27 protein-coding genes and 3 tRNA genes are annotated in these 21,417 nt (G+C 70.2%); 13 read left to right on the plus strand and 17 right to left on the minus strand.

The window, feature by feature from the left end:
- Positions 1-248: 248 nt before the first annotated feature.
- Entirely contained in the window at positions 249-1,085 is an 837-nt protein-coding gene (locus tag OWR29_RS37785) for a Rieske (2Fe-2S) protein (RefSeq protein WP_267568319.1), read from the minus strand.
- Between the two features lie 60 nt (positions 1,086-1,145).
- On the opposite strand from OWR29_RS37785, the gene OWR29_RS37790 reads away from it, so the two are divergent.
- Positions 1,146-2,162, plus strand: coding sequence for a serine hydrolase domain-containing protein (locus OWR29_RS37790; protein WP_267568320.1), 1,017 nt, complete (start codon positions 1,146-1,148; stop codon positions 2,160-2,162).
- Between the two features lie 231 nt (positions 2,163-2,393).
- Here OWR29_RS37790 and OWR29_RS37795 read toward each other — a convergent pair.
- The 7 genes from OWR29_RS37795 to OWR29_RS37825 form a co-directional block, all read right to left on the minus strand.
- Positions 2,394-2,470, minus strand: a tRNA-Phe gene (locus tag OWR29_RS37795).
- Positions 2,471-2,484: 14 nt separating this feature from the next.
- Positions 2,485-2,558, minus strand: a tRNA-Asp gene (locus OWR29_RS37800).
- A gap of 63 nt (positions 2,559-2,621) precedes the next feature.
- A tRNA-Glu gene (locus tag OWR29_RS37805) sits at positions 2,622-2,694 on the minus strand.
- Between the two features lie 149 nt (positions 2,695-2,843).
- On the minus strand, positions 2,844-3,743 hold the full coding sequence (locus OWR29_RS37810) for a MerR family transcriptional regulator (protein ID WP_267568321.1): 900 nt from the start codon (positions 3,741-3,743) through the stop codon (positions 2,844-2,846).
- The gene (idi, locus tag OWR29_RS37815) at positions 3,733-4,293 is read right to left on the minus strand and encodes an isopentenyl-diphosphate Delta-isomerase (RefSeq protein ID WP_267568322.1); all 561 of its coding nucleotides are present in this window, start codon (positions 4,291-4,293) and stop codon (positions 3,733-3,735) included. The genes OWR29_RS37810 and idi overlap by 11 nt, the downstream gene beginning before the upstream one ends.
- Positions 4,290-5,771, minus strand: coding sequence for a phytoene desaturase family protein (crtI, locus tag OWR29_RS37820; protein WP_267568323.1), 1,482 nt, complete (start codon positions 5,769-5,771; stop codon positions 4,290-4,292). The genes idi and crtI overlap by 4 nt, the downstream gene beginning before the upstream one ends.
- A gap of 22 nt (positions 5,772-5,793) precedes the next feature.
- Positions 5,794-6,927: a polyprenyl synthetase family protein gene (locus tag OWR29_RS37825; RefSeq protein ID WP_267568324.1), complete on the minus strand. Its 1,134-nt coding sequence runs from the start codon at positions 6,925-6,927 to the stop codon at positions 5,794-5,796.
- Positions 6,928-6,995: 68 nt separating this feature from the next.
- On the opposite strand from OWR29_RS37825, the gene OWR29_RS37830 reads away from it, so the two are divergent.
- The 5 genes from OWR29_RS37830 (at position 6,996) to OWR29_RS37850 (ending at position 10,951) form a co-directional block, all read left to right on the plus strand.
- Positions 6,996-7,883: a phytoene/squalene synthase family protein gene (locus OWR29_RS37830; RefSeq protein ID WP_267568325.1), complete on the plus strand. Its 888-nt coding sequence runs from the start codon at positions 6,996-6,998 to the stop codon at positions 7,881-7,883.
- Between the two features lies 1 nt (position 7,884).
- The gene (locus tag OWR29_RS37835; protein ID WP_267568326.1) at positions 7,885-9,210 is read left to right on the plus strand and encodes a cryptochrome/photolyase family protein; all 1,326 of its coding nucleotides are present in this window, start codon (positions 7,885-7,887) and stop codon (positions 9,208-9,210) included.
- Positions 9,211-9,338: 128 nt separating this feature from the next.
- Entirely contained in the window at positions 9,339-9,551 is a 213-nt protein-coding gene (locus tag OWR29_RS37840; RefSeq protein ID WP_267568327.1) for a hypothetical protein, read from the plus strand.
- Between the two features lie 62 nt (positions 9,552-9,613).
- The gene (locus OWR29_RS37845; RefSeq protein ID WP_267568328.1) at positions 9,614-10,138 is read left to right on the plus strand and encodes an excalibur calcium-binding domain-containing protein; all 525 of its coding nucleotides are present in this window, start codon (positions 9,614-9,616) and stop codon (positions 10,136-10,138) included.
- Between the two features lie 168 nt (positions 10,139-10,306).
- On the plus strand, positions 10,307-10,951 hold the full coding sequence (locus OWR29_RS37850; RefSeq protein WP_267568329.1) for an HAD family hydrolase: 645 nt from the start codon (positions 10,307-10,309) through the stop codon (positions 10,949-10,951).
- Here OWR29_RS37850 and OWR29_RS37855 read toward each other — a convergent pair.
- On the minus strand, positions 10,870-11,928 hold the full coding sequence (locus OWR29_RS37855) for a TDT family transporter (protein ID WP_267568330.1): 1,059 nt from the start codon (positions 11,926-11,928) through the stop codon (positions 10,870-10,872). The genes OWR29_RS37850 and OWR29_RS37855 overlap by 82 nt on opposite strands.
- Before the next feature lie 70 nt (positions 11,929-11,998).
- On the opposite strand from OWR29_RS37855, the gene OWR29_RS37860 reads away from it, so the two are divergent.
- Positions 11,999-12,895 carry a LysR family transcriptional regulator gene (locus tag OWR29_RS37860; RefSeq protein WP_267568331.1) on the plus strand — a complete coding sequence of 299 codons (897 nt, stop codon included), beginning with the start codon at positions 11,999-12,001 and terminating at the stop codon, positions 12,893-12,895.
- 266 nt (positions 12,896-13,161) lie between these two features.
- Here the strand turns inward: OWR29_RS37860 and OWR29_RS37865 are convergent, their stop codons facing one another.
- Positions 13,162-13,584: a nuclear transport factor 2 family protein gene (locus tag OWR29_RS37865; protein ID WP_267568332.1), complete on the minus strand. Its 423-nt coding sequence runs from the start codon at positions 13,582-13,584 to the stop codon at positions 13,162-13,164.
- Positions 13,585-13,675: 91 nt separating this feature from the next.
- Between OWR29_RS37865 and OWR29_RS37870 the strand changes: the two genes are divergently transcribed.
- The 4 genes from OWR29_RS37870 to OWR29_RS37885 all read left to right on the plus strand — a co-directional run bounded on the left by OWR29_RS37870 (position 13,676) and on the right by OWR29_RS37885 (position 16,243).
- A complete protein-coding gene (locus OWR29_RS37870) occupies positions 13,676-14,047 on the plus strand; it encodes a YciI family protein (RefSeq protein ID WP_267568333.1) in 372 nt (123 codons plus the stop codon).
- Positions 14,035-15,216, plus strand: a complete 1,182-nt coding sequence (locus tag OWR29_RS37875; protein WP_267568334.1) for an RNA polymerase sigma factor — start codon at positions 14,035-14,037, stop codon at positions 15,214-15,216. Before OWR29_RS37870 ends, OWR29_RS37875 begins: the two co-directional genes overlap by 13 nt.
- 17 nt (positions 15,217-15,233) lie before the next feature.
- A complete protein-coding gene (locus tag OWR29_RS37880; RefSeq protein WP_267568335.1) occupies positions 15,234-15,809 on the plus strand; it encodes a DUF402 domain-containing protein in 576 nt (191 codons plus the stop codon).
- 119 nt (positions 15,810-15,928) lie between these two features.
- A complete protein-coding gene (locus tag OWR29_RS37885) occupies positions 15,929-16,243 on the plus strand; it encodes a hypothetical protein (RefSeq protein WP_267568336.1) in 315 nt (104 codons plus the stop codon).
- Here OWR29_RS37885 and OWR29_RS37890 read toward each other — a convergent pair.
- Positions 16,240-16,629, minus strand: a complete 390-nt coding sequence (locus OWR29_RS37890) for a hypothetical protein (RefSeq protein WP_221380809.1) — start codon at positions 16,627-16,629, stop codon at positions 16,240-16,242. The two genes, OWR29_RS37885 and OWR29_RS37890, sit on opposite strands and share 4 nt — an antisense overlap.
- Positions 16,630-16,681: 52 nt before the next feature.
- The gene (locus tag OWR29_RS37895; protein ID WP_221380810.1) at positions 16,682-17,098 is read right to left on the minus strand and encodes a PaaI family thioesterase; all 417 of its coding nucleotides are present in this window, start codon (positions 17,096-17,098) and stop codon (positions 16,682-16,684) included.
- Between the two features lie 94 nt (positions 17,099-17,192).
- On the opposite strand from OWR29_RS37895, the gene OWR29_RS37900 reads away from it, so the two are divergent.
- On the plus strand, positions 17,193-17,441 hold the full coding sequence (locus tag OWR29_RS37900) for a hypothetical protein (RefSeq protein WP_267568337.1): 249 nt from the start codon (positions 17,193-17,195) through the stop codon (positions 17,439-17,441).
- On the opposite strand, the gene OWR29_RS37905 is transcribed toward OWR29_RS37900, so the two are convergent.
- From OWR29_RS37905 to OWR29_RS37920, 4 genes are read right to left on the minus strand one after another with little or no spacing between them, the layout of a single operon-like run.
- Positions 17,438-18,667 carry a PrsW family intramembrane metalloprotease gene (locus OWR29_RS37905; protein ID WP_267568338.1) on the minus strand — a complete coding sequence of 410 codons (1,230 nt, stop codon included), beginning with the start codon at positions 18,665-18,667 and terminating at the stop codon, positions 17,438-17,440. The genes OWR29_RS37900 and OWR29_RS37905 overlap by 4 nt on opposite strands.
- Positions 18,664-19,212 (minus strand): hypothetical protein, encoded by a 549-nt coding sequence (locus tag OWR29_RS37910; RefSeq protein ID WP_267568339.1) that lies wholly within the window; start codon positions 19,210-19,212, stop codon positions 18,664-18,666. The genes OWR29_RS37905 and OWR29_RS37910 overlap by 4 nt, the downstream gene beginning before the upstream one ends.
- A 60-nt stretch (positions 19,213-19,272) precedes the next feature.
- The gene (locus OWR29_RS37915; protein WP_267568340.1) at positions 19,273-19,839 is read right to left on the minus strand and encodes an RNA 2'-phosphotransferase; all 567 of its coding nucleotides are present in this window, start codon (positions 19,837-19,839) and stop codon (positions 19,273-19,275) included.
- Positions 19,836-20,612, minus strand: coding sequence for a class I SAM-dependent methyltransferase (locus OWR29_RS37920; RefSeq protein ID WP_267568341.1), 777 nt, complete (start codon positions 20,610-20,612; stop codon positions 19,836-19,838). Before OWR29_RS37920 ends, OWR29_RS37915 begins: the two co-directional genes overlap by 4 nt.
- A gap of 18 nt (positions 20,613-20,630) precedes the next feature.
- Here OWR29_RS37920 and OWR29_RS37925 point away from each other — a divergent pair, with 18 nt between their 5' ends.
- Positions 20,631-21,008, plus strand: coding sequence for a PPOX class F420-dependent oxidoreductase (locus tag OWR29_RS37925; RefSeq protein WP_267568342.1), 378 nt, complete (start codon positions 20,631-20,633; stop codon positions 21,006-21,008).
- 123 nt (positions 21,009-21,131) lie between these two features.
- On the opposite strand, the gene OWR29_RS37930 is transcribed toward OWR29_RS37925, so the two are convergent.
- Positions 21,132-21,341, minus strand: coding sequence for a BldC family transcriptional regulator (locus OWR29_RS37930; protein WP_014687221.1), 210 nt, complete (start codon positions 21,339-21,341; stop codon positions 21,132-21,134).
- Positions 21,342-21,417: the final 76 nt, after the last annotated feature.

Raw genomic sequence — 21,417 nt, forward strand, 5'->3', positions numbered from 1 at the left:
GGTTCGTCCTGGCCGTGTCAACCGGTTTCTCCCGGTTGATGCCGCTTCGTCCCAGTAACCCCGCGTCCTGAGGCGCGCAGCATTGCTGCGATCCGCAGTTCGAAGGATTTGGCAGGACGTCCGCTTGCGGATCTCTCCGCTGCCGCGTCCGTTTCCCTGCCGGCTCGGAAAACATTACACGCGCGTTCCCTGGGCTCCAAATCGGGTACCAGTGTGCCGCGTAAGGCCAGCTCAGCGCAGGGAAACGGTCAAGGCTGGGCTACTTCGACCTGGCCCGCCTCCACGCGTACGCGCAAGAGGGGTTGGTCGTTGGCGGCCGGACCGTGGACGGCGACCCCGTCCCGGAGCCGGAACGTGCTGCCGTGCCAGGGGCACACCACACATGCGTCGTGCCCCGTGCCGACGACTTCGCCTTCCCCGAGCGGCCCCGTCTCGTGACTGCACCGTTCGAGCATCGCGGTCACGTTGTCGCCCTCGCGCCACAGCAGCACGGGCACGTCACCCAACGTCCGCACCGCCGGCTTGCCCTCGGGCAGCGACGCGAGCGAACCCAGTGACGTCCACTCCTCCGGCACCCGGTTGAGGTCGGGCGCCGCCTGGTTCATGCCGCCCCCACGGGCGTACGAGATGTGACCGCCCAGATAGGCGCCGAGCCCGATCACCGACAGGCCCGCATAGCTCAGAGCTCGCCCCGAACGCCCACGCGCCCGGGCCACCAGCGAGGCCGCGTAAAGACCGACTCCCACCGCGTTGGCCGTCGCGTGCACCAGGCCGACCCTTTGCTTGTCCTTGGTCATTTGCGACCAGTCGGCCCAGCCGGCCGCGATCGCCGGCGTCACCCCCGCCGTGCCGACGGCGATCAGCGTGGTCGCCGCGCGTCGCTGACCAGGCACGAGGTCGAGAATCCCGGCCGAGATGAAGGCGCCCGCCGGCACCTGCACCAGCACCGGATGCAGGGCATGGCCGAGCCACACACCGTGCAGCGCGTCCCGCAGGCGCTCGGGCGTCGAGGTGATCGCCGCCTGCACCTTGTCGATCACGCCGTCGAACAAACGGTTCGTCTCGAGCCGGTTGAGGAGCTGCATGACAGAACGGGTTCCCTCTGAGATGCCCGCGAAACGCTCCGACGGCATACCGTGCCGGTCATGAATGGCGTGATCGCACCCGGTTTCGAGGCTGTCGGCGAGGCTTTCGCCACCGATCCGCGCGGAGGGTCGGGGCTGACGATCCTGCGCGACGGCGAACCGGTCGTCGAACTGGTCGAGGGCTGGCGCGACGCCGCCCGGACCGACCCGTGGCGGCCGGACACCCTGGTCAACGTCTACTCGACGGGCAAGCCGGTGATCGCCATGGCGGTGGTGCTGCTGGCCGAGCGCGGTCTGATCGAGCTCGACGCGCCGATGTCGCGCTACTGGCCGTCCTTCCGAACCCCGGTTTCCGTACGCCAGGTTCTGTGCCACACGGCCGGCCTCTACTCGTTCCCCGTACAGCGCCCGACTTCCGCGTACAGCGATTGGGATCTGCTCTGTGCGGATCTGGCCGCGGCCACCCCCGAGTACGAGCCCGGGACCATCGCTGCCGAGCACGCCCTCACCTACGGACACCTGCTCGGCGAGCTGGTGCGCCGGGTCGACGGCCGGACTCCCGCCCAGTTCGTCGCGGACGAGATCCCGTACGACTTCGGCTTTGCCCTGTCCGATGAGGACGTGGCCCGCTGCGCCGACCTCGAGTTCGACGCCCCCGACTGGCCGGCCCGGAATGCGGGCGCTCCGGGCTCGGCGAAGAACCGCGCGATCAGCAACCCACCCGGCGCCCGCGACCTGGCCGTCGTGAACAGCACCGCCTGGCGCCGGGCCTCCGTGCCCGCGGTCAATCTGCACGCCACGGCCACCGGCATCGCCCGGTTCTACGCCGCCATCCTCGAGGGCGAGCTGCCGGCGCTGGCGATCCCGCAGTACACCGGCCTCGACCTGTTCATCGGTGAGGAAACGACGTGGGGTCTGGGCGTTCAGCTGGAGCCCGACGGCACCTGGGGTCACGGCGGGCTAGGCGGCTCGGCCGGTTACGCCGACCCCGCCCGGAACCTGGCGATCGCCTACGTCAGCCGCCGCCTCAGCGACTTCGCGGTGCTGGACCGAATCGACGCGGCACTTCCGCGCTGAAAGTTCTCAAGAGCCGCCGGCCGCGACCGATTCTGAACCTTCGCGGAATGAGGGAACACCGGAAGGCGGAAGTGAGGGAGCGGTGGCGGACCGGGCTGGTGCCCGCCACACTCACGCCGTCTTTCACTGCCGATGCCCGCGACGTCGCTCAACACCCGGCGTCGCGGGCATCGTCGTGACCGTGGGCGGAAATGCAGAACGCCGACCCGTGGGTCGGCGTCTCTGGTGATCTGGTGGCCAGGGGCGGGGTCGAACCGCCGACCTTCCGATTTTCAGTCGGACGCTCGTACCAACTGAGCTACCTGGCCTTGATGGTGCCTTGCGGTCCTGACGGGACTTGAACCCGCGACCTCCGCCTTGACAGGGCGGCGAGCACTCCAACTGCTCCACAGGACCTTGCTGTGTAACTGTGCCTTGCTCGGTCAGTTTAGCGAACCGAGCCGGTCGCTAACTTACCAGTACCCCCAACGGGATTCGAACCCGTGCTACCGCCTTGAAAGGGCGGCGTCCTGGGCCACTAGACGATGAGGGCAACGCCGTCAGTATTGCACGTCTGCAATGCTTCTTGGCTTTGACCCCAACCGGGCCCCCGCTTGAGGCTTGGAAAGCATACGTGATCCGACGCCCCCGCTCCAAACCGGTATCCACTTCCGGGCGGCGGCTCGCTGACCTGCGCAAACATCAGCGTACGGCGGCCGCGACGGTTTTCACGGCGTCGGCCAGGCTGGTGAGCTGGACCACGCCGTCGGGTAGATCGGCCGGCCAGCCGGGGCCGGCGGCGGCGGTCAGCATCGGCGGATGGGGGGCCGAGGCCACCTGGGCCAGCTGCGCGGGGTCGGAAGTGACCGGCGTCTGCGACCAGAGCACGACCACGGCGGGGCCGGTGCGGTCGATCGCGTCGGCCAGGGCTGTCCTAGGCACCCGGGCACCGAGCAGACGACTGGGGACGCCGGCTTCGGCCAGGGCCGCGGCCAGCGCTTCGAGCGGCAGCGTGTGCTGCTCCTCCTCGGCGGCGGCCATCAGAACCCGGGGCGGCTCACTGCTGTCCGGTCGGCCGACCGAACTCAGGACCTCGGTCACCGTACGGGAAATCATGTGTTCGACCTCGATGAAACGCTGGGTGGCCTCGTAGCGCTCGCCGATGCCGATCAACACCGGCATGGCCACCTCGTCCCAGGCCCGCAGCACGCCGTGCTGGCTGACCACCATCTCGAGGATGTCGCGCATGGCCGGGGCGTCCAGACGCATGGCGGCTCGGGCCAGGCCCCGGGCGGCCGGCACGACCGAGCCGAGCGCGATGGCATGCCCGCCACCGTCGCGCGCGTGCGGTTCGACGATGTCGTCGGGCGCGGCCGGGAAGCGCTGTGCCCACGCGGCCGCCTCGGCCGGCGCCACCCCCTGGGCGGTCAGCCGCCGCATCACCTGCAGGCGGTCGAGATCCTGCTCGGTGTAGCGCCGGTGGTGTCCCGGCACGTGCTCGCTCGGCCCCAGGCCGTACCGCTGGTGCCACGTACGCAGTGTGGTGACTGCTACCCCGAGGCGGCGGGCCACGGCCCCCGCGGTTAGACCCTCACCGGCCATCGGGCTGGGCGGGCCGGACTTCGAGCGCGAGGCGCTGGGTGACACCGAGGAGCCAGGGCGCGTACGACCGGGAGTCGGTCTCGAGTTCGGCGAGCAACGCCGGCACCGAGCACCACTTCAGGTCGGCGACCTCGTCCGGGTCGGGCTTGGGGCGTACGCCGGAAGGAAGGTCTCCCACCAGCACGTGGTCGTATTCGTATTCGACGCGGCCGGTTGCCGGGTCTTCCGCGTAGTAGGCGTAGACGCCGACCTCGGTGAGCTCGACGCCGTCGATCCCCACCTCTTCGATCAGCCGCCGGGACGCCGCAACGGGCAACGGCTCGCCCGGAAGCGGGTGGCCGCAGCACGTGTTCGCCCAGCGCAGCGGGAAGCGGGTCTTGACGGCCGCCCGCTGCTGCAACAGCACCTGCCCGAACTCGTCGCGCAGGAACACCGAGAACGCCCGGTGCAACCGGCCCGGCGCCTGGTGCGAATCGGCGACCGTGGCCGTGCCTACGGCCCGGCCCTCGGCGTCGACCAGCTCGACCAGGTGGGACTCGCGCGCCGTCATGCCGCAGCCTCGGTGACCCGTGCGGCGGCCAGCTTGCCGCTGATCAGCACCATCGGCACACCCACACCGGGCTGGGTGCCGGAGCCGGTGAAGACCACGTTCTCGAGGCCGGGGTGCAGGTTGGCCGGGCGGAACGGGCCGGTCTGAGCGAACGTGTGCGCGGCGGCGAACGGCGTGCCGGCGGCCATGCCCTGATCCTCCCAATCGGCGGGGGTGATGATCTGCTGCACCTCGATGCCGTCGCCGAAGCCGACGTAGCCGCGCTGTTCCAGGGTGCGGACCAGCGACGACGCGTACCTCTCGGCCAGGCCGCCACGCCAGTCCATCGGGCCGGCGATCAGGTTGGGCGTCGGTGCGAGCACGTAGTAACTCTGCCGTCCGGCCGGCGCGGCCGACGGGTCGGTGTGCGTCGGGTTGGTCACCAGCAGCGAGGGGTCGCTCATCAGCAGGCCCTTGCCGATGACCTCTTGGAACGTGCCGCGCCACTTCGATCCGAAGTGGATATTGTGGTGCGCGATCTTGCTGTAGCTCTGCGTGGAACCGATGTGCAGAACGACGCACGAGGGCGAGTACTTGAGGTTGCGCTGCCGCCGCTGGGGCAGCAGGTCGCGCTTCGCCACGGGCAGGTCGGGGTTCAGGACGACCACGTCGGCCGGGATCCGCGAGCCGTCCTCCGTGATCACGGCGGTGGCGCGGCCGTTGACCGTCTCGACCTCGGTGACCGTGGTGCCGTAGCGGAAGGTCACCCCGTGCTTTTCGGCGGCGCCGGCCAGCGCCCGGGGGACGGCGTGCATGCCGCCCTTGGGGAAATAGACGCCGGCGACCGAGTCCAGATAGGCGATCACGGCGTAGATGGCCAGCGCGTCGTGCGGGGCCAGACCGGCGTACATGGCCTGGAACGAGAAGATCCGCTGGGTCCGGGGATCGTTGAAGTACTGGTTGATCTTCGGCTGCAACCGCCGCATCCCGCCCAGGCCGATCAGCTTGAGCAGATTGAGGTTGACCAGGTCGAGCGGGGTGTCGAGATTGCGGTCGATGAAGTCGTGGCGTTCCAGCTGCCACAGCTTGCGGGCGAAGTCGACGAACCGCAGGTAGCCGTCGGCCTCCTTGGGCCCGCAGACCCGGGCGATCTCGGCCGCCATGCGCACGGTGTCGGTGCGTACGTCCAGGGTGGACCCGTCCGGGTAATAGGCCCGGTAGGCCGGGTCGAGCGGCGTCAGCTCGAGCCAGTCGGACAGGTTCTCGCCCACGGCGTTGAGCGGCTCGGCGATCAGCTCGGGCATGGTCAGCACGGTCGGGCCGGTGTCGAACTCGTACCCCTGAAGGCTGAGCCGCCCGGCCCGGCCGCCGGGCACGGTCTCGCGCTCGACGACCGTCACCTGCCGTCCGGCCGCGGCCAGGTGCAGGGCGCAGGCGAGTCCGCCCAGCCCGGCCCCCACCACGACCACGTGGTCGGTCGGCCCTGTCACGGTTCTCATCGTGTGCACCTCCGGGTGAACATCATGCCGGGCGGTGCGTGACACGAACCGCAAGCTCGATCAGCGCGGCGCGCGCTTCTTCATGGATGGGGGCCTGGGCCAGCGCGGCGACGCCGTCGGCCACCCGCTCCTGGATCATCGCCTCGAGCCGGGCGGGCGCGCCGGTCTCGGTGATGATCTGGGCCCGTCGCTGCACCTGCTGGTGAGTAAGGCCGCCGGAGCCGTCGGCGGGGTTGACGGCTCCGGCGGGGTCGAGGGTCAGCTCGGCGCGCTGGGCCGGGGTGGCCAGCTTGCGGGCGAGCATGAGCAGGGCGGTGGGCTTGCCGGTGCGCAGGTCGTCGCTGGCCGGCTTGCCGGTGACAGACGGATCGCCGTACACGCCCAGAAGGTCGTCGCGAAGCTGGAAAGCCTCGCCGACCGCAAGCCCGTAGGCCCCGTACGCCTGCTCGGTCTCGGTCTGGGCGAGGCCGGTCAGGGCGAGCCCGAGCTGCAGCGGGCGCTGAATCGTGTAGCTGGCCGTCTTGTGCCGGGCGACCAGCAGGGCGCGGTCGACCGACCAGGCGCCGGGCTGGTTCTCGCCGAGCACGTCGAGGTACTGCCCGGCGATCGCTTCGACGCGCATGCGGTCGTAGCAGGCACGGACGGCCGGCGGCGCGTCGGCCCGGGCCAGCAGCTGGTCGGCCCAGACGAGACAGAGATCACCGATGAGGATCGCAGCCGAGGATCCGAATCGTCCCGAATCCCCGACGCTACCGTCGAGCTCGTGCTGACCGGCGAAGATGCGGTGGGCGGTCGGCCGGCCCCGCCGGGTCTCCGACTCGTCCATCACATCGTCGTGCACCAGCGCGAAGGTGTGCATGAGCTCGAGCGCGGCGAAGGCCGGCAGCACCGGCTCGATCGGCGCGTCCGGACCGGCGATGCCCCGCCAGCCCCAGTAGGCGAAGAGCGGGCGCAGCCGCTTGCCGCCGGCGTGCACCAGATCGCGGGCGGTGCGGGCGAAACGGCCGAGGGCCGGATCAATCGAGTCGAGCGAGACGATCTGGGCGGCCAGGAAATCGGCCAGGGTGCCCTGGATCGCGTCGATCAACGTGTTCGGCGAGGCCCCCTGGCGGGGTATGCCCCGATGCCGGTTTCCCTCGAGCGTGTCGTTAGCCACGTGGAGTACCGTACCCTTGCTTTGAAGTTGCGTCGATTCGTGCGTCGATTTTTCTCCCGGAGGCTCCCGTGGACATCGATCTGGCCGCTGCCTACGAGCGGTGCCGCGAGCTGCACAAGCGGCACGGGCGCACCTACTACCTGGCGACCAGGCTCCTTCCGGCCTGGAAAAGACGTCACGTGCACGCCCTCTACGGGTTCACCCGGTATGCCGACGAGATCGTCGATCAAACCTGGGAACTTCCTGCGATCGAGCGGGCCGCGCGGCTGACCGAGTGGTCCGAGGCTTTTGTCGCCGGCCTGCGCGGCGAGCCGGTGGACGACCCGCTGCTGCCCGCGGTGCTGCACACGATCGCCGTCTTCGACCTGGAGGTCGACGACTTCGCGACCTTCCTGCGCTGCATGGCGATGGATCTGACCGAGACCTCGTACGGGACGTACGACGACCTGCTCGACTACATGGAAGGCTCGGCCGCCGTGATCGGCACGATGATGCTGCCGATCCTCGGGTCGAGCGATCCGGCCGCCGCCCGCGAACCGGCCCGCCAGCTGGGGTTCGCGTTCCAGCTCACCAACTTCATCCGCGACGTGGCCGAAGACCTCGAGCGCGGCCGCGTCTATCTGCCCGAGTCGCATCTCGGCCGGTTCGGCGTCACCCGCGACGACCTCGCCCGCGGCGTCGCCACCCCCGAGATCAAAGAACTGATCCGGTACGAGATCGGGGTGGCCCGCGAGCACTATGCGGCCGCCGCGCCCGGCATCGTGATGCTCGAGCCGGCCTCGCAGGCCTGCATGCGTACGGCATTCGCGCTCTACGGCGGCATCCTCGAAGAGATCGAGGCCAACGACTACGACGTCTTCTCGGGCCGGGCCACCGTGCCCAACCGGCGCCGGGCCGCGGTGGCGGTGCGCAGCCTTCTCACCAGGGCGGGCACGCCCGTACGAGTGGCGGCCTGACATGAAGACCGCCGTCGTCCTGTTCACCCGGGACCTTCGCGTACGCGACAACCCGGCGCTCGCGGCGGCCTGCGCCAGCGCCGAACACGTCGTGCCGCTGTACGTGCTCGACCCGAAGCTCGGCCAGCTCTCGCCCAACCGCACCCGCTTCCTGCACGAGTCGCTGGCCGACCTGCGCGCCGCCCTGCGTGACAAGGGCGGCGACCTGGTGATCCGGATGGGCGACCCGGTGGCCGAGACGATCGAGCTGGCCCGGTCGATCAACGCCGAGGGCATCGGGATGGCGGCCGACGTCAGCACCTACGCCCGCCGGCGCGAGGAGCGGATGCGGGAAGAGTGCGAACGGCACCGGATCGCGTTGCGGCTGTTCCCCGGCCTGACGGTGGTCGACCCGGGTGAGCTCCGGCCGGGCGGGGGCGGTAGCGCGTACCGGGTGTTCTCGCCCTACCACCGCGTCTGGCGGGCTGCCCAGTGGCGCGAAGAGGTCGCAACGCCGGCCAAGATCACACTGCCGCCGGCAGTGGCCGCGGGACGGCTGCCGGCCATCCCGAAGGGCGAGTCACCGGACGCGGCCCACGGCGGCGAGACCGAAGCCAGGCGGAAGTTCGCGACCTGGATGCGGCACATCGGCCCGTACCCGGAATTGCACAACGACATGCCCGCCGACGGAACGAGCAGGCTCAGCCCGTACCTGCGATTTGGTTGTCTGTCGCCTTTGGAGCTGGCCAACGCCGCGCTGAAAAGCGACGCCGACGATTACGTGCGGCAGCTGTGCTGGCGGGACTTCTACTACCAGGTCGCGCTCGTCTACCCGCAGCTGTCGACCAAGCCGCTGCGCCCCGGAGCCGACACCGAATGGCGCGACGACCGGGACGCGTTGCAGCACTGGCAGGACGGCACGACCGGGGTGCCCGTGGTCGACGCGGGCATGCGCCAGCTGCGGGCCGAAGGCTGGATGCACAACCGCGCCCGCCTGATCACCGCGGCGTTCCTGACGAAACATCTGGGCGTCGACTGGCGGCCCGGGGTGCAATGGTTCTTCCGCTGGCTTCTGGACGGCGATGTGCCGAACAATTCGGGCAACTGGCAGTGGGTCGCGGGCACCGGTAACGACACCCGCCCCTACCGCAAGTTCAATCCGATCCGCCAAGCCCAGCGTTTCGACCCCGAAGGCGTGTACGTTCGGCGCTACGTACCCGAACTCAAGGGAGTCGAGGGCGGCGCCGTGCACCAGCCCTGGCGTCTGCCGGACAAGGTCCGGCGCGGCCTCGACTACCCGGGGCCGCTCGAGTCACACCGAGATGAGGCGGTGTGGCTGCGGCCGTGACCCCGCCCGGTACGCCCGGGCGGGTCTCAGCGGGGCCCGCCGGCTGGTTGCGTCCGTCATAACGTCAGGTCGGCGGGCTCCGCGCCCTTCAGCCACACGCACTTCCCCCGCATCCCGGGTAGTCATGCATGAACGAGTTCCCGTACATCTGGGCCTGGCGCCTGCGCACCCTCGAATACCCGGGCGTCCACGTACGCGTCCCCTGGTTCGGCGACGGCGTGGACCGGGCTGGGAGGCCGTGCCGAATCCTCGTACGCGGCACCCGGAACAGCGCCCTGCTCGAATTCGACGACGGCTACCAGGTAATCACCAGCCGAGGCGGCCTACGCCGTCGCCGATAGTCACCACAGGGTCGCCTGAACGAATGATCGACAGGCGCCGAACCCGGCATCAGGGTGACCCGATGACGAACGAGCCGAGACCGTGGCAGCAGCCGGTCAAGAAGAACAACAACACCGTGGCCCTGGTCGCGTTCGGCGCGATCGCCCTGTCGCTGTTGGTCTGCGGCGGCGTATTCGTCGGCCAGATTTTCACCGGCAGCCCCGACCCGAAGCCCACCACGGCAGCACCGCGCAACCTCGCCGCTCTGCCCACCACCGAGGCAGTAGAGGCGCCGGCCGAAACGGTCCCGACCGCCGAGGTGCTGGCAACGCCCACGGCCACACCGAGTCGCACGCCAACCTCGAAGCCGGCGCCCACTCGCACCACCAGCAAGCCAACCGTCAAGCCGACAACGAAAACGAAGAAGCCGAAGCCACGCCCGACCACCAAGAAGCCCAAGCCCCGCAAGACCACCAAAGCGCCGACATCGGTCTACTACAAGAATTGTTCGGCCGTCCGCGCCGCTGGCGCCGCCCCCATCCACCGTGGCGACCCCGGCTACGGCCGCCACCTGGACCGCGACGGCGACGGCATCGGCTGCGAGTAGCTGCGGCGTACTTGTTGCCGCCGCGCCGCAACGCGAGCCGAGTGAGCATCGCTGTTTCAGTTCGTCGGCGAGTCTGAGGTGCGCGCCGTTGGGAACTTTGCGCAATGGCCAGGCTGGCCATCAGGACGTCTCGTCGGTCTGCCCCTTTGTCACTGCCATGATCGACGCATGTTGTTGCTTCTTGATCTGGACAACACGCTGATTGATCGGGCGGCAGCCTATGCCGCTTGGGCTCGGCAGCGGTTCGGCGAGGCGGAGGTGGCCTGGCTGGTCGAGGCGGACCGGGACGGCTATCGCCAGCGCGAAGAGCTAGCTCGGCTGATTGCTGAGCGGTACTCGCTGGATGCCGACGAGATGTTGGTTGAGCTGCGGGCGGGCATGGTCGAGCAGCTGGCGCCGGATCCTCGGGTGGACGCGGCTCTTCTCCACATGAAGGCCGCCGGGTTTGTGCCGGTGGTGGTCACCAACGGGACGGTGGCTCAGCAGGAGGCGAAGCTTCGGCGGACGGGGCTGGATCGGCTGGTGGCCGGGTGGACCATCTCGGAGGGGGCCGGCGTGCGGAAGCCCGATCGGCGGATCTTCGAGATCGCGGCGGCGTCGGTGGGGGCTTCTTTGGCTGCGGGCGGCTGGATGGTCGGGGACAACGTCGCGTACGACGTCGGGGGTGGGGCCGGCGCCGGGCTGCACACTGCCTGGGTGTCGGGTGGGCGGGTGTGGCCCGGCGACGTCGACTACCGGCCGACGGTCACTGCTGTCGACTGTGTCGGCGCCCTCGAAGCGGTGGTCGGAGCGGCGGGCCACAGCGTTTTCTGACGTACGCCGCGCACCGTCCGGGCGGCGACGATCGTCCAGGCCGTCAGCAGGACGGTGAACAGGGCCACGGCCAACGCGGTCAACAGTGGAGAACCGGTGCGGGTGGCCAGGCCGCCGGTCGCGGTGACGACCGTGCCGACGGGGAACGTGAAGCTCCACCACGTCAGGGAGAACGGCAGGCCGCTCCGGGCGGTGCGGATGGTGATCGTCGCCGCCAGCGCGGCCCAGAAAAGCGCGAAACCCAGCACCGGTACGCCGTAGAGCACCGCTATCATCTGCGCTCCCGACGCGTACGGGTCGGAAAGCACCCCCTCGGCCGAGCGCCCCAGCAGGTGGAACGCGGTGACCGACTGGCCGAGCGGTCCGAGCACGATCCACAGTGTCGGGACCATGCGGGCCGCCCCGACCTGGTGGTTCACCAGGCGCGTCCAGATCTGGGTGATCACGACGAGCGACGCGATCAGGCTGATCCCGGCCAGCGCATAGCAGGTCAGCAGCAGGTCACGCCCGTCCGGCACGTGCGGCACGAGCAGCGCCCCGGTGGCGACCGAGACCATCGGCGGCACCACCGGCATCAGCCAGCCGCCGAACGCCGCGTCGGGGGTGGCGCCGGGGCGGGTCATCATCCGGTACGGGACGGCGACCGCCACGATCAGGCCGAGCACCGTGCCGGCCGTCCACAGGACGAAGGACGCCGTGACGGCGAAGCGGCCGGGGCCGAGCAGCAGGGTTCCGGCGCCGACGGTCATCAGGGCCATCGGCGGCGCGCCCCAGAACTGGACCAGCACCGGGTCGGTGGCGTGCGTCGTCCCGCGGCGGGCGAAGGCAACGATCACCGTGATCAGCAGCAGCGTGGCCAGCAGCCACATCACGGTGGCGAAGGCGTGCAGGCCGGGCAGGTGGACGGGCAGCGTGGCGGCCGCGGTGGCGACGATCCCGGTGCCCATGACGGAGGCGAACCAGTTGGGTCCGAACATGCCTCCAGCCTCCGTTGAGAAGGTCAGGGCCGGTAGACACCGATCTCGGTTGAGGTCATAACCTGAAGTTATGCCTCTGCCGCCGCTGGCCGCCGACCTCACCGGCTTCGACCTGCTGTTGAGCGTGGCCCGGCTCGGCAGTGTGGGCCGAGCCGCGGCCGAGCACCGCATCTCGCAGCCGGCCGCCAGCGCTCGCTTACGCGAGCTCGAACGGCGGGCCGGCCTGACCCTGCTGCACCGCACACCGCGCGGTTCGACCCTGACCGAGACCGGCGCCCTGGTCGCCGACTGGGCCCGATCGGCGGTCGACGCGGCCGATGCTCTGGCGGCCGGACTGGCCGCGCTGCGGGCCACCCACGAGAGCCGGCTGACCGTCGCGGCCAGTCAGACCGTCGCCGAATATCTGCTGCCGGCGTGGCTGGTCGCGCTGCGCGCCGCCCATCCCGGGCTGGCCGTGACATTGCAGGCGGCCAACTCGGCCGACGTGGCCGCCGCGGTGCTGTCCGGGCAGGTCGAGCTCGGCTTCGTCGAGGGCCCCGACCTACCGGCCGGTCTGCACGCCGAGGTGGTGGCGACCGACCGCCTGACAGTGGTGGTGGCGCCCTCGCACCCGTGGGCCCGCCGGCGCCGGGCGCTGACGGCGGCCGAGCTGGCCGAGGCGCCGATGGTGTCGCGCGAGGCCGGGTCGGGCACCCGCCGGGCGTTCGACCAGGCGCTGGGTGACCTGGTCGCCGCGGCGCCGCTGCTTGAACTGTCGTCGACCACCGCCATCAAGCACGCCGTCGCCGCCGGTTCGGGTGCGGCCGTGCTGAGCTCGCTCGCCGTGACGGCCGAACTGACAGCCGGCACCCTGATCGCCGTACCGGCCGCAGTTTCGCTTCAGCGACGGTTGCAGGCAGTGTGGCGGACCGCCGACCAGCTCAACGGGCCGGCGCGCGACCTCTATGCGATAGCCCGCCGAGCATGACCGCGGCGCCCATCACCACGGCGGTGATGATCGAGAGGGAGGGCAGGCCGGACTTCAACTGCTGGTAGGTCGTGCCGCCGTACGCCAGATAAGCCGCACCGGCCCTGGCGAGTGACCACCGCAGGGCCCGGCGTTTCGGACTGCCGCCGGGCCTCGGTGGATCACCGCCGTACAGAAGCTCAGAGATTCTCATGGCCGGACGCTAGGCCCGCGGTAGCACCCCCGTCGTGCTACCGCAGAGCCGTTTACCTGGTCATACTCCGGTATCACGGGGTCAGGTCGATGGCGGCGGCGAACGAGCCGTCCATGCGGAACGGCACCGATTCGTGCTCGTGCACGACCAGCCAGCGCCCGTCGATGCGGCGCAGGCCGAGCGTCACCCGGTACCAGAGGGTGAAGGCGTCGGTCGTGCCCTTGGGGGTCGCGCTCATCGAGTCGAGGCTGGTCGCGAAGGCCACGTCGCCGTCGACGGCGATCTCGAGCTGGGTGACCTCGCGACGCGGCGGCGCCTCGAACGTGGCCAGCCACTGCTCGGTCGGGGTGGGGTCGGTGCTGTCCGCCCGTTCGGCCAGCGGCGGGGCCAGGCTGTAAAGAACAACTTCCGGCGCCGAGTACGCGAGGAAGCCCCGCACGTCACCGGCGCTCAGCTTGGCCGCGCGTCCCTCGATCACTTCTTGGATCTCTCGCATGTCCTGCTCCCTTTCGGCCAGAAACTTCGCCCGGGACGTCGAAGCCGAGGCGGCCGCTTCGACATGCTGTGTGAGGCAAAGGAGAGAACCCGTGAAATATCTGATCCTCATCCAGTCCAATCCGCGCAGCCTGGCCGTGTGGGAGACGCTGTCCGACGACGAGCGGATGGCCTTCGGGCGCGGCCACATGGAGCTGGGCGAAGAGATGTCCGAGGCCGGGGTGTACGTGGCCAGTGAGGGCCTGGCCGACCCGTCGCTGGCCAGGTTCGTCTCGGTCCGCGAGGGCCAGACGATCGTCTCCGACGGGCCGTACGCCGAGGTCAAGGAACACCTGGCCGGCTTCTATCTGATCGACGTGCCCAGCCTGGACGAGGCAGTGGCATGGGCGGCCAAGGTGCCCGACGCGGCCAACACCGAGGTCGAGGTGCGCCCGATCCTGGACATGAGCGGGTGGGAGTTCTGACCCCTCTGGAAGAAGTGCTGCGTACCGCCGCGCCGCAGGTGCTGGGCGCGGTGGTGCGGCGCTACGGCGACTTCGACGCCGGCGAGGACGCGGTTCAGGAGGCGTTGCTGGCGGCGGCCCGGCAGTGGCCGTCCGAGGGCGTGCCGGACGATCCGCGGGCCTGGCTGATCCGCGTCGCCTCCCGCCGCCGCATCGAATCCCTGCGCAACGACGAGGCCCGGCGCCGGCGCGAGGCGCTGCCGGCCGATCCGGTTCCTTGCGTACGCGGTGACGACGAACTGACCCTGCTGGTGCTCTGCTGCCATCCCGCCCTGACGCCGGTCTCGCAGGTGGCGTTGACTCTGCGCGCCGTCGGCGGCCTGACCACCGCCGAGATCGCCCGCGCCCTGCTGGTGCCCGAGTCCACGGTCGGCCAGCGCATCAGCCGGGCCAAGCGCAAGATCCGGGAGGCCGGCGCGCGATTCGTGCTCCCCGACAACTTCGAAGACCGGCTTCCCGGCGTACGCGGGGTCCTGTACCTGATTTTCAACGAGGGCCACACAGCCAGCTCCGGAAAGTCCCTGCACCGCGTCGAACTCAGCACCGAGGCGATCCGCCTGACCCGCCAACTGCACGCCCGCCTGCCCGCCGACGGCGAGGTGGCCGGCCTGCTGGCCCTGATGCTGCTGACCGACGCAAGACGCCCAGCCCGAACCCGCCCCGACGGCGCCCTGATCCCGCTGGCTCAACAGGACCGAAACCTCTGGAACCAGTCCGCCATCGACGAGGGCATAGACATCATCACGACCGCACTCCGCACCACCGAGATCGGCCCGTTCCAGCTGCAGGCCGCGATAGCCGCCGTCCACGCCGAACCCGGCGAGACCGACTGGCCGCAGATCCTCGAGCTGTACCGCCTGCTGGACGCTCTGGCCCCCGGCCCGATGGTCACCCTGAACCGGATCGTCGCCCTGTCCGAAGTCGACGGCCCGCTGGTCGGCCTGCGCGCGCTGGAGAAGGCCGCCCTGGACAACCATCACCGAGTGGCCTCGGTCCGCGCCCATTTGCTGGAACGCTCCGGCGACCTGGCTGCCGCCCGCGACGAATACCTGCTGGCCGCCCGGCAGACGCTGAGCCTGCCCGAGCAGCGCTACCTGGAGTCCCAAGCGGCTCGATTGCGCTCAGCGTAGCGGTCTAGTCTCGGGCGATGCTCCGCGTCGTGCAGCTCGTGAAGCAGAAGCTCAACGGCAACACGGGCACCTGGCTCACCTATCACCTCGGTGACGACGAGGCCGGCTCCTGGCTGTTCCACCCCGAGGGCACCTCCTACACAGGCCGGTGGGCCGACGGTCGCGAAGCCAGGTGTTTCTCCGGGGTTCCCGAGAAGCCGGGCTGCCCCATCCTCTACTTCGCACCCCATCAGGCCGGTTGGGTCGCTGCCTGGCGGCACACACCCCGGACCGAAATCACCGTCGACCTGTCCCGCCCCGTGACGCGAAGCGGGGACGTGTGGGGCTACGTCGACCTCGAGCTCGACCTCTGGCACCGGCCGGACGACCCCAGGCACGACAGGACCGTCGGTGTGGCCGACGACGACGAACTCGAGGACGCCGTACGCCGAAACTGGATCACCCCGGCCGAGGCCACGCGGACCCGCGACGAAGTACAACGCGTTGCCGGCTCGATCCTCGACGGCGTCCAACCCTTCACCCAGGCCGCATGGAAACGCTTCGAGGAAGCGATCGCCCGGGGGCTACCGGCTCCGCACCGACCACAAGCCTGAGCAAGCGGGCACAAGACCGGGCTTGAAGGTCGCTGTGAGGTCGATCAGAGTGAACTGCAGGGTCGGTGAGCAGCAACGTTCGTCGATCTTGTCAGGTCGGGCGGGTTGAGGAGGACGGCGTGCTGACATTCACTAACGCGGCCGAGCAGGCGGCCTGGAGCATGGCGGAAGCGCTCAGCGAGAAGGCCTTCGCGGCGATGAAGAACGCCGAAGAGGCGCAAGAGGTGTTCCGGTCCGGCCGGATGGCGATGCGCCGGCAGTTCAAGGCGCGCGGCCTGTCCGAGGTCGACGCGGCCATCCGCTGGAAGAGCACCGCCCAGGCCCAGTCGGCGCTGGCCGACCACGAGTTCTACATGTCGCTGGCGTCGATGTACAACGAGGCGGCCACCGCCCAGTACGCCAAGGCCCTCTACCTCAAGAACGGCAAAAACTAGGCCGCGCGGTGGCGCAGTGTCGCCACCGTCGAGCCGGCCAGCGCCAGCAGGCAGTCGGGCAGCTGGCCGTCGGCGATCGCGGCGCCGAACAGCGCCTCGGCCGTCGGGATGTCGCCGTTCGCGTAGGCGCTGATGAAGCGGGCCACCCAGCGCTTGTCGTAGCGCGCGTCGTCGATGCCGGGGAAGTCGAGCGTCCACGCGCCGCCCGACGGCACCTGGCCGACCATCGTCGCGGCCAGGCACCAGGCCACGTCGTAGGCGCCGACGATGCCGGAGCGGTCGACGACCGAGTCGAACGTGCCGACCACCGCATCACTGTCACCGCTCAGCGCACTCTGAAGCACGAGTGCCGCGTCGTCGATAGCGTGCTGTGGTACCTCGGTCACGAGAAAGAAGGTACGTGGAACGGTCAAGGTCTGCCCGCTGAGACCCCGATTTTCAGGCTCCGCGGAGCAGACAGGTGATGCGCGCCGTGCAGACCCGCTCGCCGCTGTCGTCGGTGATGACGATTTCGTACGTCGCCATGGTGCGGCCCCGGTGAACCGGTGTGGCCACCCCGGTGACCACCCCGGAGCGGGCCGACTTGTGATGGGTCGCGTTGATGTCGACGCCCACGGCGAACGGCCGGTCGACCGTCTGGCCGTGCATGACCGCCCCGACCGAGCCCAGCGTCTCGGCCAGCACGCACGAGGCGCCGCCGTGCAGCAACCCGTACGGCTGGGTGTTGCCCTCGACCGGCATGGTGCCGACGACCCGCTCGGCGGACGCCTCGCTGAGCTGGATGCCCATCCGCGCGCCGAGGGAACCGCCGCCGTCGGTGAAGAGCTCCTGCACGCTGTCGGCCGCTATGTCCATTCGATGAACGTTACCGGCGTCGCTCGGCTCGCGGCGCTGTGACTTGGGTCTTACTCTTCCCTGCGACCGTGAACCCCTTTGATCGGGAGCTGAGATGACCGAGCCGCAGGAGACCGTCGAGACGCGCGGTAACGACCGCGTCGACCTGATCGCCCAGGACGCGAACGGCGACGGCAAGACCGACGTCTGGGTGTCCGACACCGATGGCGACGGCAAGCCCGACCTGTTCCAGTTCGACACCGACGGCGACGGCAAGGTCGACATCACGATGGTCGACCTGGACGAGGACGGGAACCCCGACATGATCGTCGACGGTGACGGCGGCATCCCGCCGAAGGCCTAGGCGCCACCCAGGGCGCTCAGAGCGACCCACAGCACGGCGATCCCCACGACCGTGGCCGCGATCGTCCAGGCCCGGTGCCGCCTCGGCCCCGGGCCGGCGACGGCTTCGGGGTGACCGAGCCGTCGTAGTTCCGCCCGCTGTTCGCGTACGGCGGCCTCCGCCTGAGGTGAGGGGGAGGCCGCCAGCCGGGCCTGGGCGCGCTGCAACCGTCGTACGGCGGTCTTGGCGGCCCGCCCGGCGCCGGCCGCGGCCAACCGGCGGGCCGAGGCCCGTCGCGCGCCCGACCGGAGTGTGGCCAGCTCGCCCTCGGTGATCAGCTCCGGGTCGTCCAGCCGGGCCAGCCGGCCGACGTAGTAGTTGGCCTCGCTGTCGTGCACGCGCCGCACCAGCAACAGGATCAGCACCAGCGGCGGCAGACCCTTGACCAGCAGCACCAAAAGCAGGGCCAGGGCGCCGTTGCCCAGCCCGTCCACCACCAGCGGCGCGTTCCAGAGCACGTGCGAACCCCACGCGCCCAGCACGGCCAGCACAGCCACACCCACCCGGTGCGGCCGCCCGCGTTCCCGGCTCACCACCAGATAGCCGATCCCGGCCCCGGCCAGCGCCCCGAACAGCGTGTGACTCCAGATCCCGCTGAGGAAGCCGCGCAGCAGGAACGTCGCGATCACCGGCTGCACCTGGTCGCCCTGCCCGGCCAGCGCGACCGCGCCGACGGCGAACACGATGTCCTCCGCGATCTGGAAGCCGAGCCCGACCATCGCCCCGTAGACGACGCCGTCGAGCACGCTGTTGACCTGCGACCGGGCGACCAGCACGATCGCCACCACGCCGAGCGTCTTCGCGATCTCTTCCACCGTGGGCGCGGCCAGCGCGGCGCCCCACCCGGCGGCCAGCTGCGGCGAGCCCAGCTTGGCCACGAGGTTTTCCAGCGCCACCCCGCCCGGGATCGACACCGTGGTCGCGACCAGGCCGCCCCAGGCGAACGCGAGCACCAGCAGTTTGGCCGGCTCCGGTTCGAAGAAGTCGAGTTCGGCCACGACCAGCCAGAACGGCACGGCCAGCAGCGCGAACAGCACCACCGAGGTGGCCGTGGCTTTCGGGTACGAGGTGAAGAACTGCCCGGCGAGCTGGGCCATCCGCAGTCCGCCCACCGCCAGCACGGCAAGCATCACCCAGAAGGCGGGCACCCGGATCAGAGCCGGCGTGCGCACCGCCGAGACGGTCACCGCAGGGTCCGCGTGCTGGCCTCGATCCGCGGCAGGGTGCGCCCCAGGTCGAGGTCGTTGCCGCTGATCGTCACCTCGATGGTGTGCCCGTCGCCGACGAAGACCGCGTACCGCCCGCCCCGCCCGGGCGCCGTGTAGCCGCCCTGCAGCCCGGCCAGCCCACCAGCTGTGCTCACCTTCAGCTGCGCGCTGGTGACCTGGTATCCGGTCGTTTCCACGATGCGCTGCCGAAGCTGGTCGGCCGCCGCGGTCAGGTCACCCCGAAAGGGGCGTACGGCTATCGCGTACCGCACCGGGCCGACCCGGAACAGCACGGTGCCTTCGCTGTCGCCCGGTCTGGTGCCGGTCACGTCGAGCGTGGCGCCGGCCGGCGGCACCACGGTGACGCCGGCCCCGATCAGGTAGGGCTCGTCGTCGGGGATCTGGCGCTCGGCTGGCAAGGACTGGTCGATCGCGGGCAAGCCGAAGGCCAGGCCGCCGAGTATGGCGACGACTCCGACCGCTCCGAGGACATTTGTCAGCTGACGCCGGGAGATCCTCGCCATGTCCCCACGCTAACGGCGGGTGCGGACGATCGTGACGTACGGCCACAGTGGAGCCGGTTATTACGGATTTGTCGCTTCTAGCGCCAGATAGTGTGGCGGCACGGCCGAGGTCAGCCAGACGCCGTTCGCGCTGAGGTGGAACACGTGCCCGGCCGCCGCCATCTCGCCGGTCGCCACCCGGAGCACCACCACGTCGGCCGACCGGCGGCCCCCGACGCGCAGGGCGGTCGCCCGGTCGGTGGACAGGTGCACGTGGTCGCGGCTGCGCGGACGCAGGCCCTCGCGCATGATCGATTCGAGGTTGGTCCGGGGCGTGCCGTGGAACAGCGCCGGCGGCGGATCGGCGGGTGGCAGGTCGAGGTCGACGGCAACCCGGCTCGAGTGCCCCTGGCTGGCCCGGATCCAGTCGGTGCCGTCGTCGCGCCGGGCCACGGCGAACCGGGACTTGTCGTTGTGCTCGACCACCACGTCCAGCTCGGCGCGGCTGATTCCCAGGGCGGCCAGCAGGTCGGCCACCGGCACCCAGCCGTTCGCGTCGAGGGTCAGCCCGGCCGACTCCGGCCGATGCCGCAGCACCAGGGAGATCCGGCGGCTGGTGCGCACCTGCTCGCGGGTCAGCGTGGTCATTCCCGCAACTCCATGACGGCAAGGTAGTACGGCCGGTCGGTGGCGTCGACCGTTTTCAACTGCCACCGGGTGCCCTCGAGCAGCGCCTCCAACTCAGGCACCGAGCAGTTCAGATAGTCGAACCACTCGGTGGCCAGCAGGCGGTACCGCAGTCGCAGCCGCAACTGCCCGCCGAGCCGGCCCCGCTCACGATTGCGACGGTGATAGCTGACATGTACGGGGTCGGTAGTGCCGTACGGGTCGGTGCCCTGGGCGATGATCCGCGCGCCCGGATTCGCCAGCCGGGCCAGGGCCGATAGGAACACCGGCGCCCGTTCCGCGTTCTCGAGCAGCCCGAGGTTGTTGCCGAGCAGTAGGAACGTGTCGTACCGGGCACTTGCCGAGGCGTACGCGTCAACGGTGTTGAGAACCGTGTCGCGCAACCCCCGCTGACGGGCCACGGCGATCGCCCCGGCCGACGTGTCGAGGCCGGTCACCGCCATGCCGCGGCGTTGCAGTTCGACGGCCGTACGACCGGCGCCGACACCGATGTCGAGCACGTGACCGCGGCAGAGGCGCAGGGCGCGATGGTCGTGCGGCTGCCATTCGCCGGGCTCACCCAGGTAGTGGTCGGCCGGAGCGCCGTTGATCAGGCCGTCGTCGCGCTCGATCACCTCGATGACCGGCCGCGGCACCCGCCCGCCGGCCAGCGGCCTCGGCCCGACCCCGGTGCGCACCGCATAGGCGTCCCGGATCATTTCGCCGAACACGTCGCCGATGGGTGGCTGTTCCATGGTCACTACCCTTGGGGCATGGCCACTCTGGAGCAACTCGGTTCGGCGAAGTACGTCCTTCTGACGACGTTCCGCAAGGACGGCTCCCCGGTGGCGACGCCGGTATGGGTGCTGCCCGACGGTGATGGCGTGGCCATCTGGACGGAGTCTCGCTCGTACAAGGTCAAGCGGGTCCGCAACAACCCTCGCGTGACCGTCGCGGCCTGCGATTTCCGGGGCAACGTCCGCGGCGAGACGGTCGAAGGGACGGCGCGGATCGCCAGCGACGCCGAGCGCGACCACTACGCCAAGGTGCTGGGCCGCAAGTACTGGATGACGGGAATCCTGGGCTCGCTGCGGTACCGGGTGATGGGCCACCGCGACCGCATCACGGCCATCGCGATCAGCCCGGTCTGAACCCGGCCGCGCGGACTCTGCACGCGGCCGCGGATGCTTCGTACCCGGCCGCGAAGACGAAGAAGGGGCGATCGCCTTCCCCGACGCTCGCCCCTAGCAACGATCTCTCGTCTCGACTGAAGGTCAGTCGCCCTGACGCTGCGTGGGAATCTGCCCCTGCAGCAGGGCGCGAACCTCCGACTCCCGGTAACGACGGTGGCCGCCCAGAGTGCGGATCGCACTCAGCTTGCCGGCCTTGGCCCACCGGGTGACGGTCTTCGGGTCGACACGGAACATCGACGCCACCTCGGCCGGCGTTAGTAGCGGCTCAGGATCGTGCGTACGCGATGCCATCGGTCACTCCTCCACAGGTACCTATAGACAACGGCCGGGGTCCCGCCGGCCGGTGCGTCTCTCATGGTCCGGCTAG

This window comes from Paractinoplanes pyxinae, from assembly GCF_026626335.1.
Lineage (GTDB): Bacteria > Actinomycetota > Actinomycetes > Mycobacteriales > Micromonosporaceae > Actinoplanes > Actinoplanes pyxinae.

Bases quoted from the DNA above. Each gene is read 5' to 3' on its own strand.
- OWR29_RS37785 (WP_267568319.1), bottom strand. From the start codon at position 1,085: ATGCAGCTCCTCAACCGGCTCGAGACGAACCGTTTGTTCGACGGCGTG.
- OWR29_RS37790 (WP_267568320.1), top strand. From the start codon at position 1,146: ATGAATGGCGTGATCGCACCCGGTTTCGAGGCTGTCGGCGAGGCTTTC.
- OWR29_RS37810 (WP_267568321.1), bottom strand. From the start codon at position 3,743: ATGGCCGGTGAGGGTCTAACCGCGGGGGCCGTGGCCCGCCGCCTCGGG.
- idi (WP_267568322.1), bottom strand. From the start codon at position 4,293: ATGACGGCGCGCGAGTCCCACCTGGTCGAGCTGGTCGACGCCGAGGGC.
- crtI (WP_267568323.1), bottom strand. From the start codon at position 5,771: ATGAGAACCGTGACAGGGCCGACCGACCACGTGGTCGTGGTGGGGGCC.
- OWR29_RS37835 (WP_267568326.1), top strand. From the start codon at position 7,885: ATGAAGACCGCCGTCGTCCTGTTCACCCGGGACCTTCGCGTACGCGAC.
- OWR29_RS37840 (WP_267568327.1), top strand. From the start codon at position 9,339: ATGAACGAGTTCCCGTACATCTGGGCCTGGCGCCTGCGCACCCTCGAA.
- OWR29_RS37845 (WP_267568328.1), top strand. From the start codon at position 9,614: ATGACGAACGAGCCGAGACCGTGGCAGCAGCCGGTCAAGAAGAACAAC.
- OWR29_RS37850 (WP_267568329.1), top strand. From the start codon at position 10,307: ATGTTGTTGCTTCTTGATCTGGACAACACGCTGATTGATCGGGCGGCA.
- OWR29_RS37855 (WP_267568330.1), bottom strand. From the start codon at position 11,928: ATGTTCGGACCCAACTGGTTCGCCTCCGTCATGGGCACCGGGATCGTC.
- OWR29_RS37860 (WP_267568331.1), top strand. From the start codon at position 11,999: ATGCCTCTGCCGCCGCTGGCCGCCGACCTCACCGGCTTCGACCTGCTG.
- OWR29_RS37865 (WP_267568332.1), bottom strand. From the start codon at position 13,584: ATGCGAGAGATCCAAGAAGTGATCGAGGGACGCGCGGCCAAGCTGAGC.
- OWR29_RS37880 (WP_267568335.1), top strand. From the start codon at position 15,234: ATGCTCCGCGTCGTGCAGCTCGTGAAGCAGAAGCTCAACGGCAACACG.
- OWR29_RS37895 (WP_221380810.1), bottom strand. From the start codon at position 17,098: ATGGACATAGCGGCCGACAGCGTGCAGGAGCTCTTCACCGACGGCGGC.
- OWR29_RS37900 (WP_267568337.1), top strand. From the start codon at position 17,193: ATGACCGAGCCGCAGGAGACCGTCGAGACGCGCGGTAACGACCGCGTC.
- OWR29_RS37910 (WP_267568339.1), bottom strand. From the start codon at position 19,212: ATGGCGAGGATCTCCCGGCGTCAGCTGACAAATGTCCTCGGAGCGGTC.
- OWR29_RS37915 (WP_267568340.1), bottom strand. From the start codon at position 19,839: ATGACCACGCTGACCCGCGAGCAGGTGCGCACCAGCCGCCGGATCTCC.
- OWR29_RS37920 (WP_267568341.1), bottom strand. From the start codon at position 20,612: ATGGAACAGCCACCCATCGGCGACGTGTTCGGCGAAATGATCCGGGAC.
- OWR29_RS37925 (WP_267568342.1), top strand. From the start codon at position 20,631: ATGGCCACTCTGGAGCAACTCGGTTCGGCGAAGTACGTCCTTCTGACG.
- OWR29_RS37930 (WP_014687221.1), bottom strand. From the start codon at position 21,341: ATGGCATCGCGTACGCACGATCCTGAGCCGCTACTAACGCCGGCCGAG.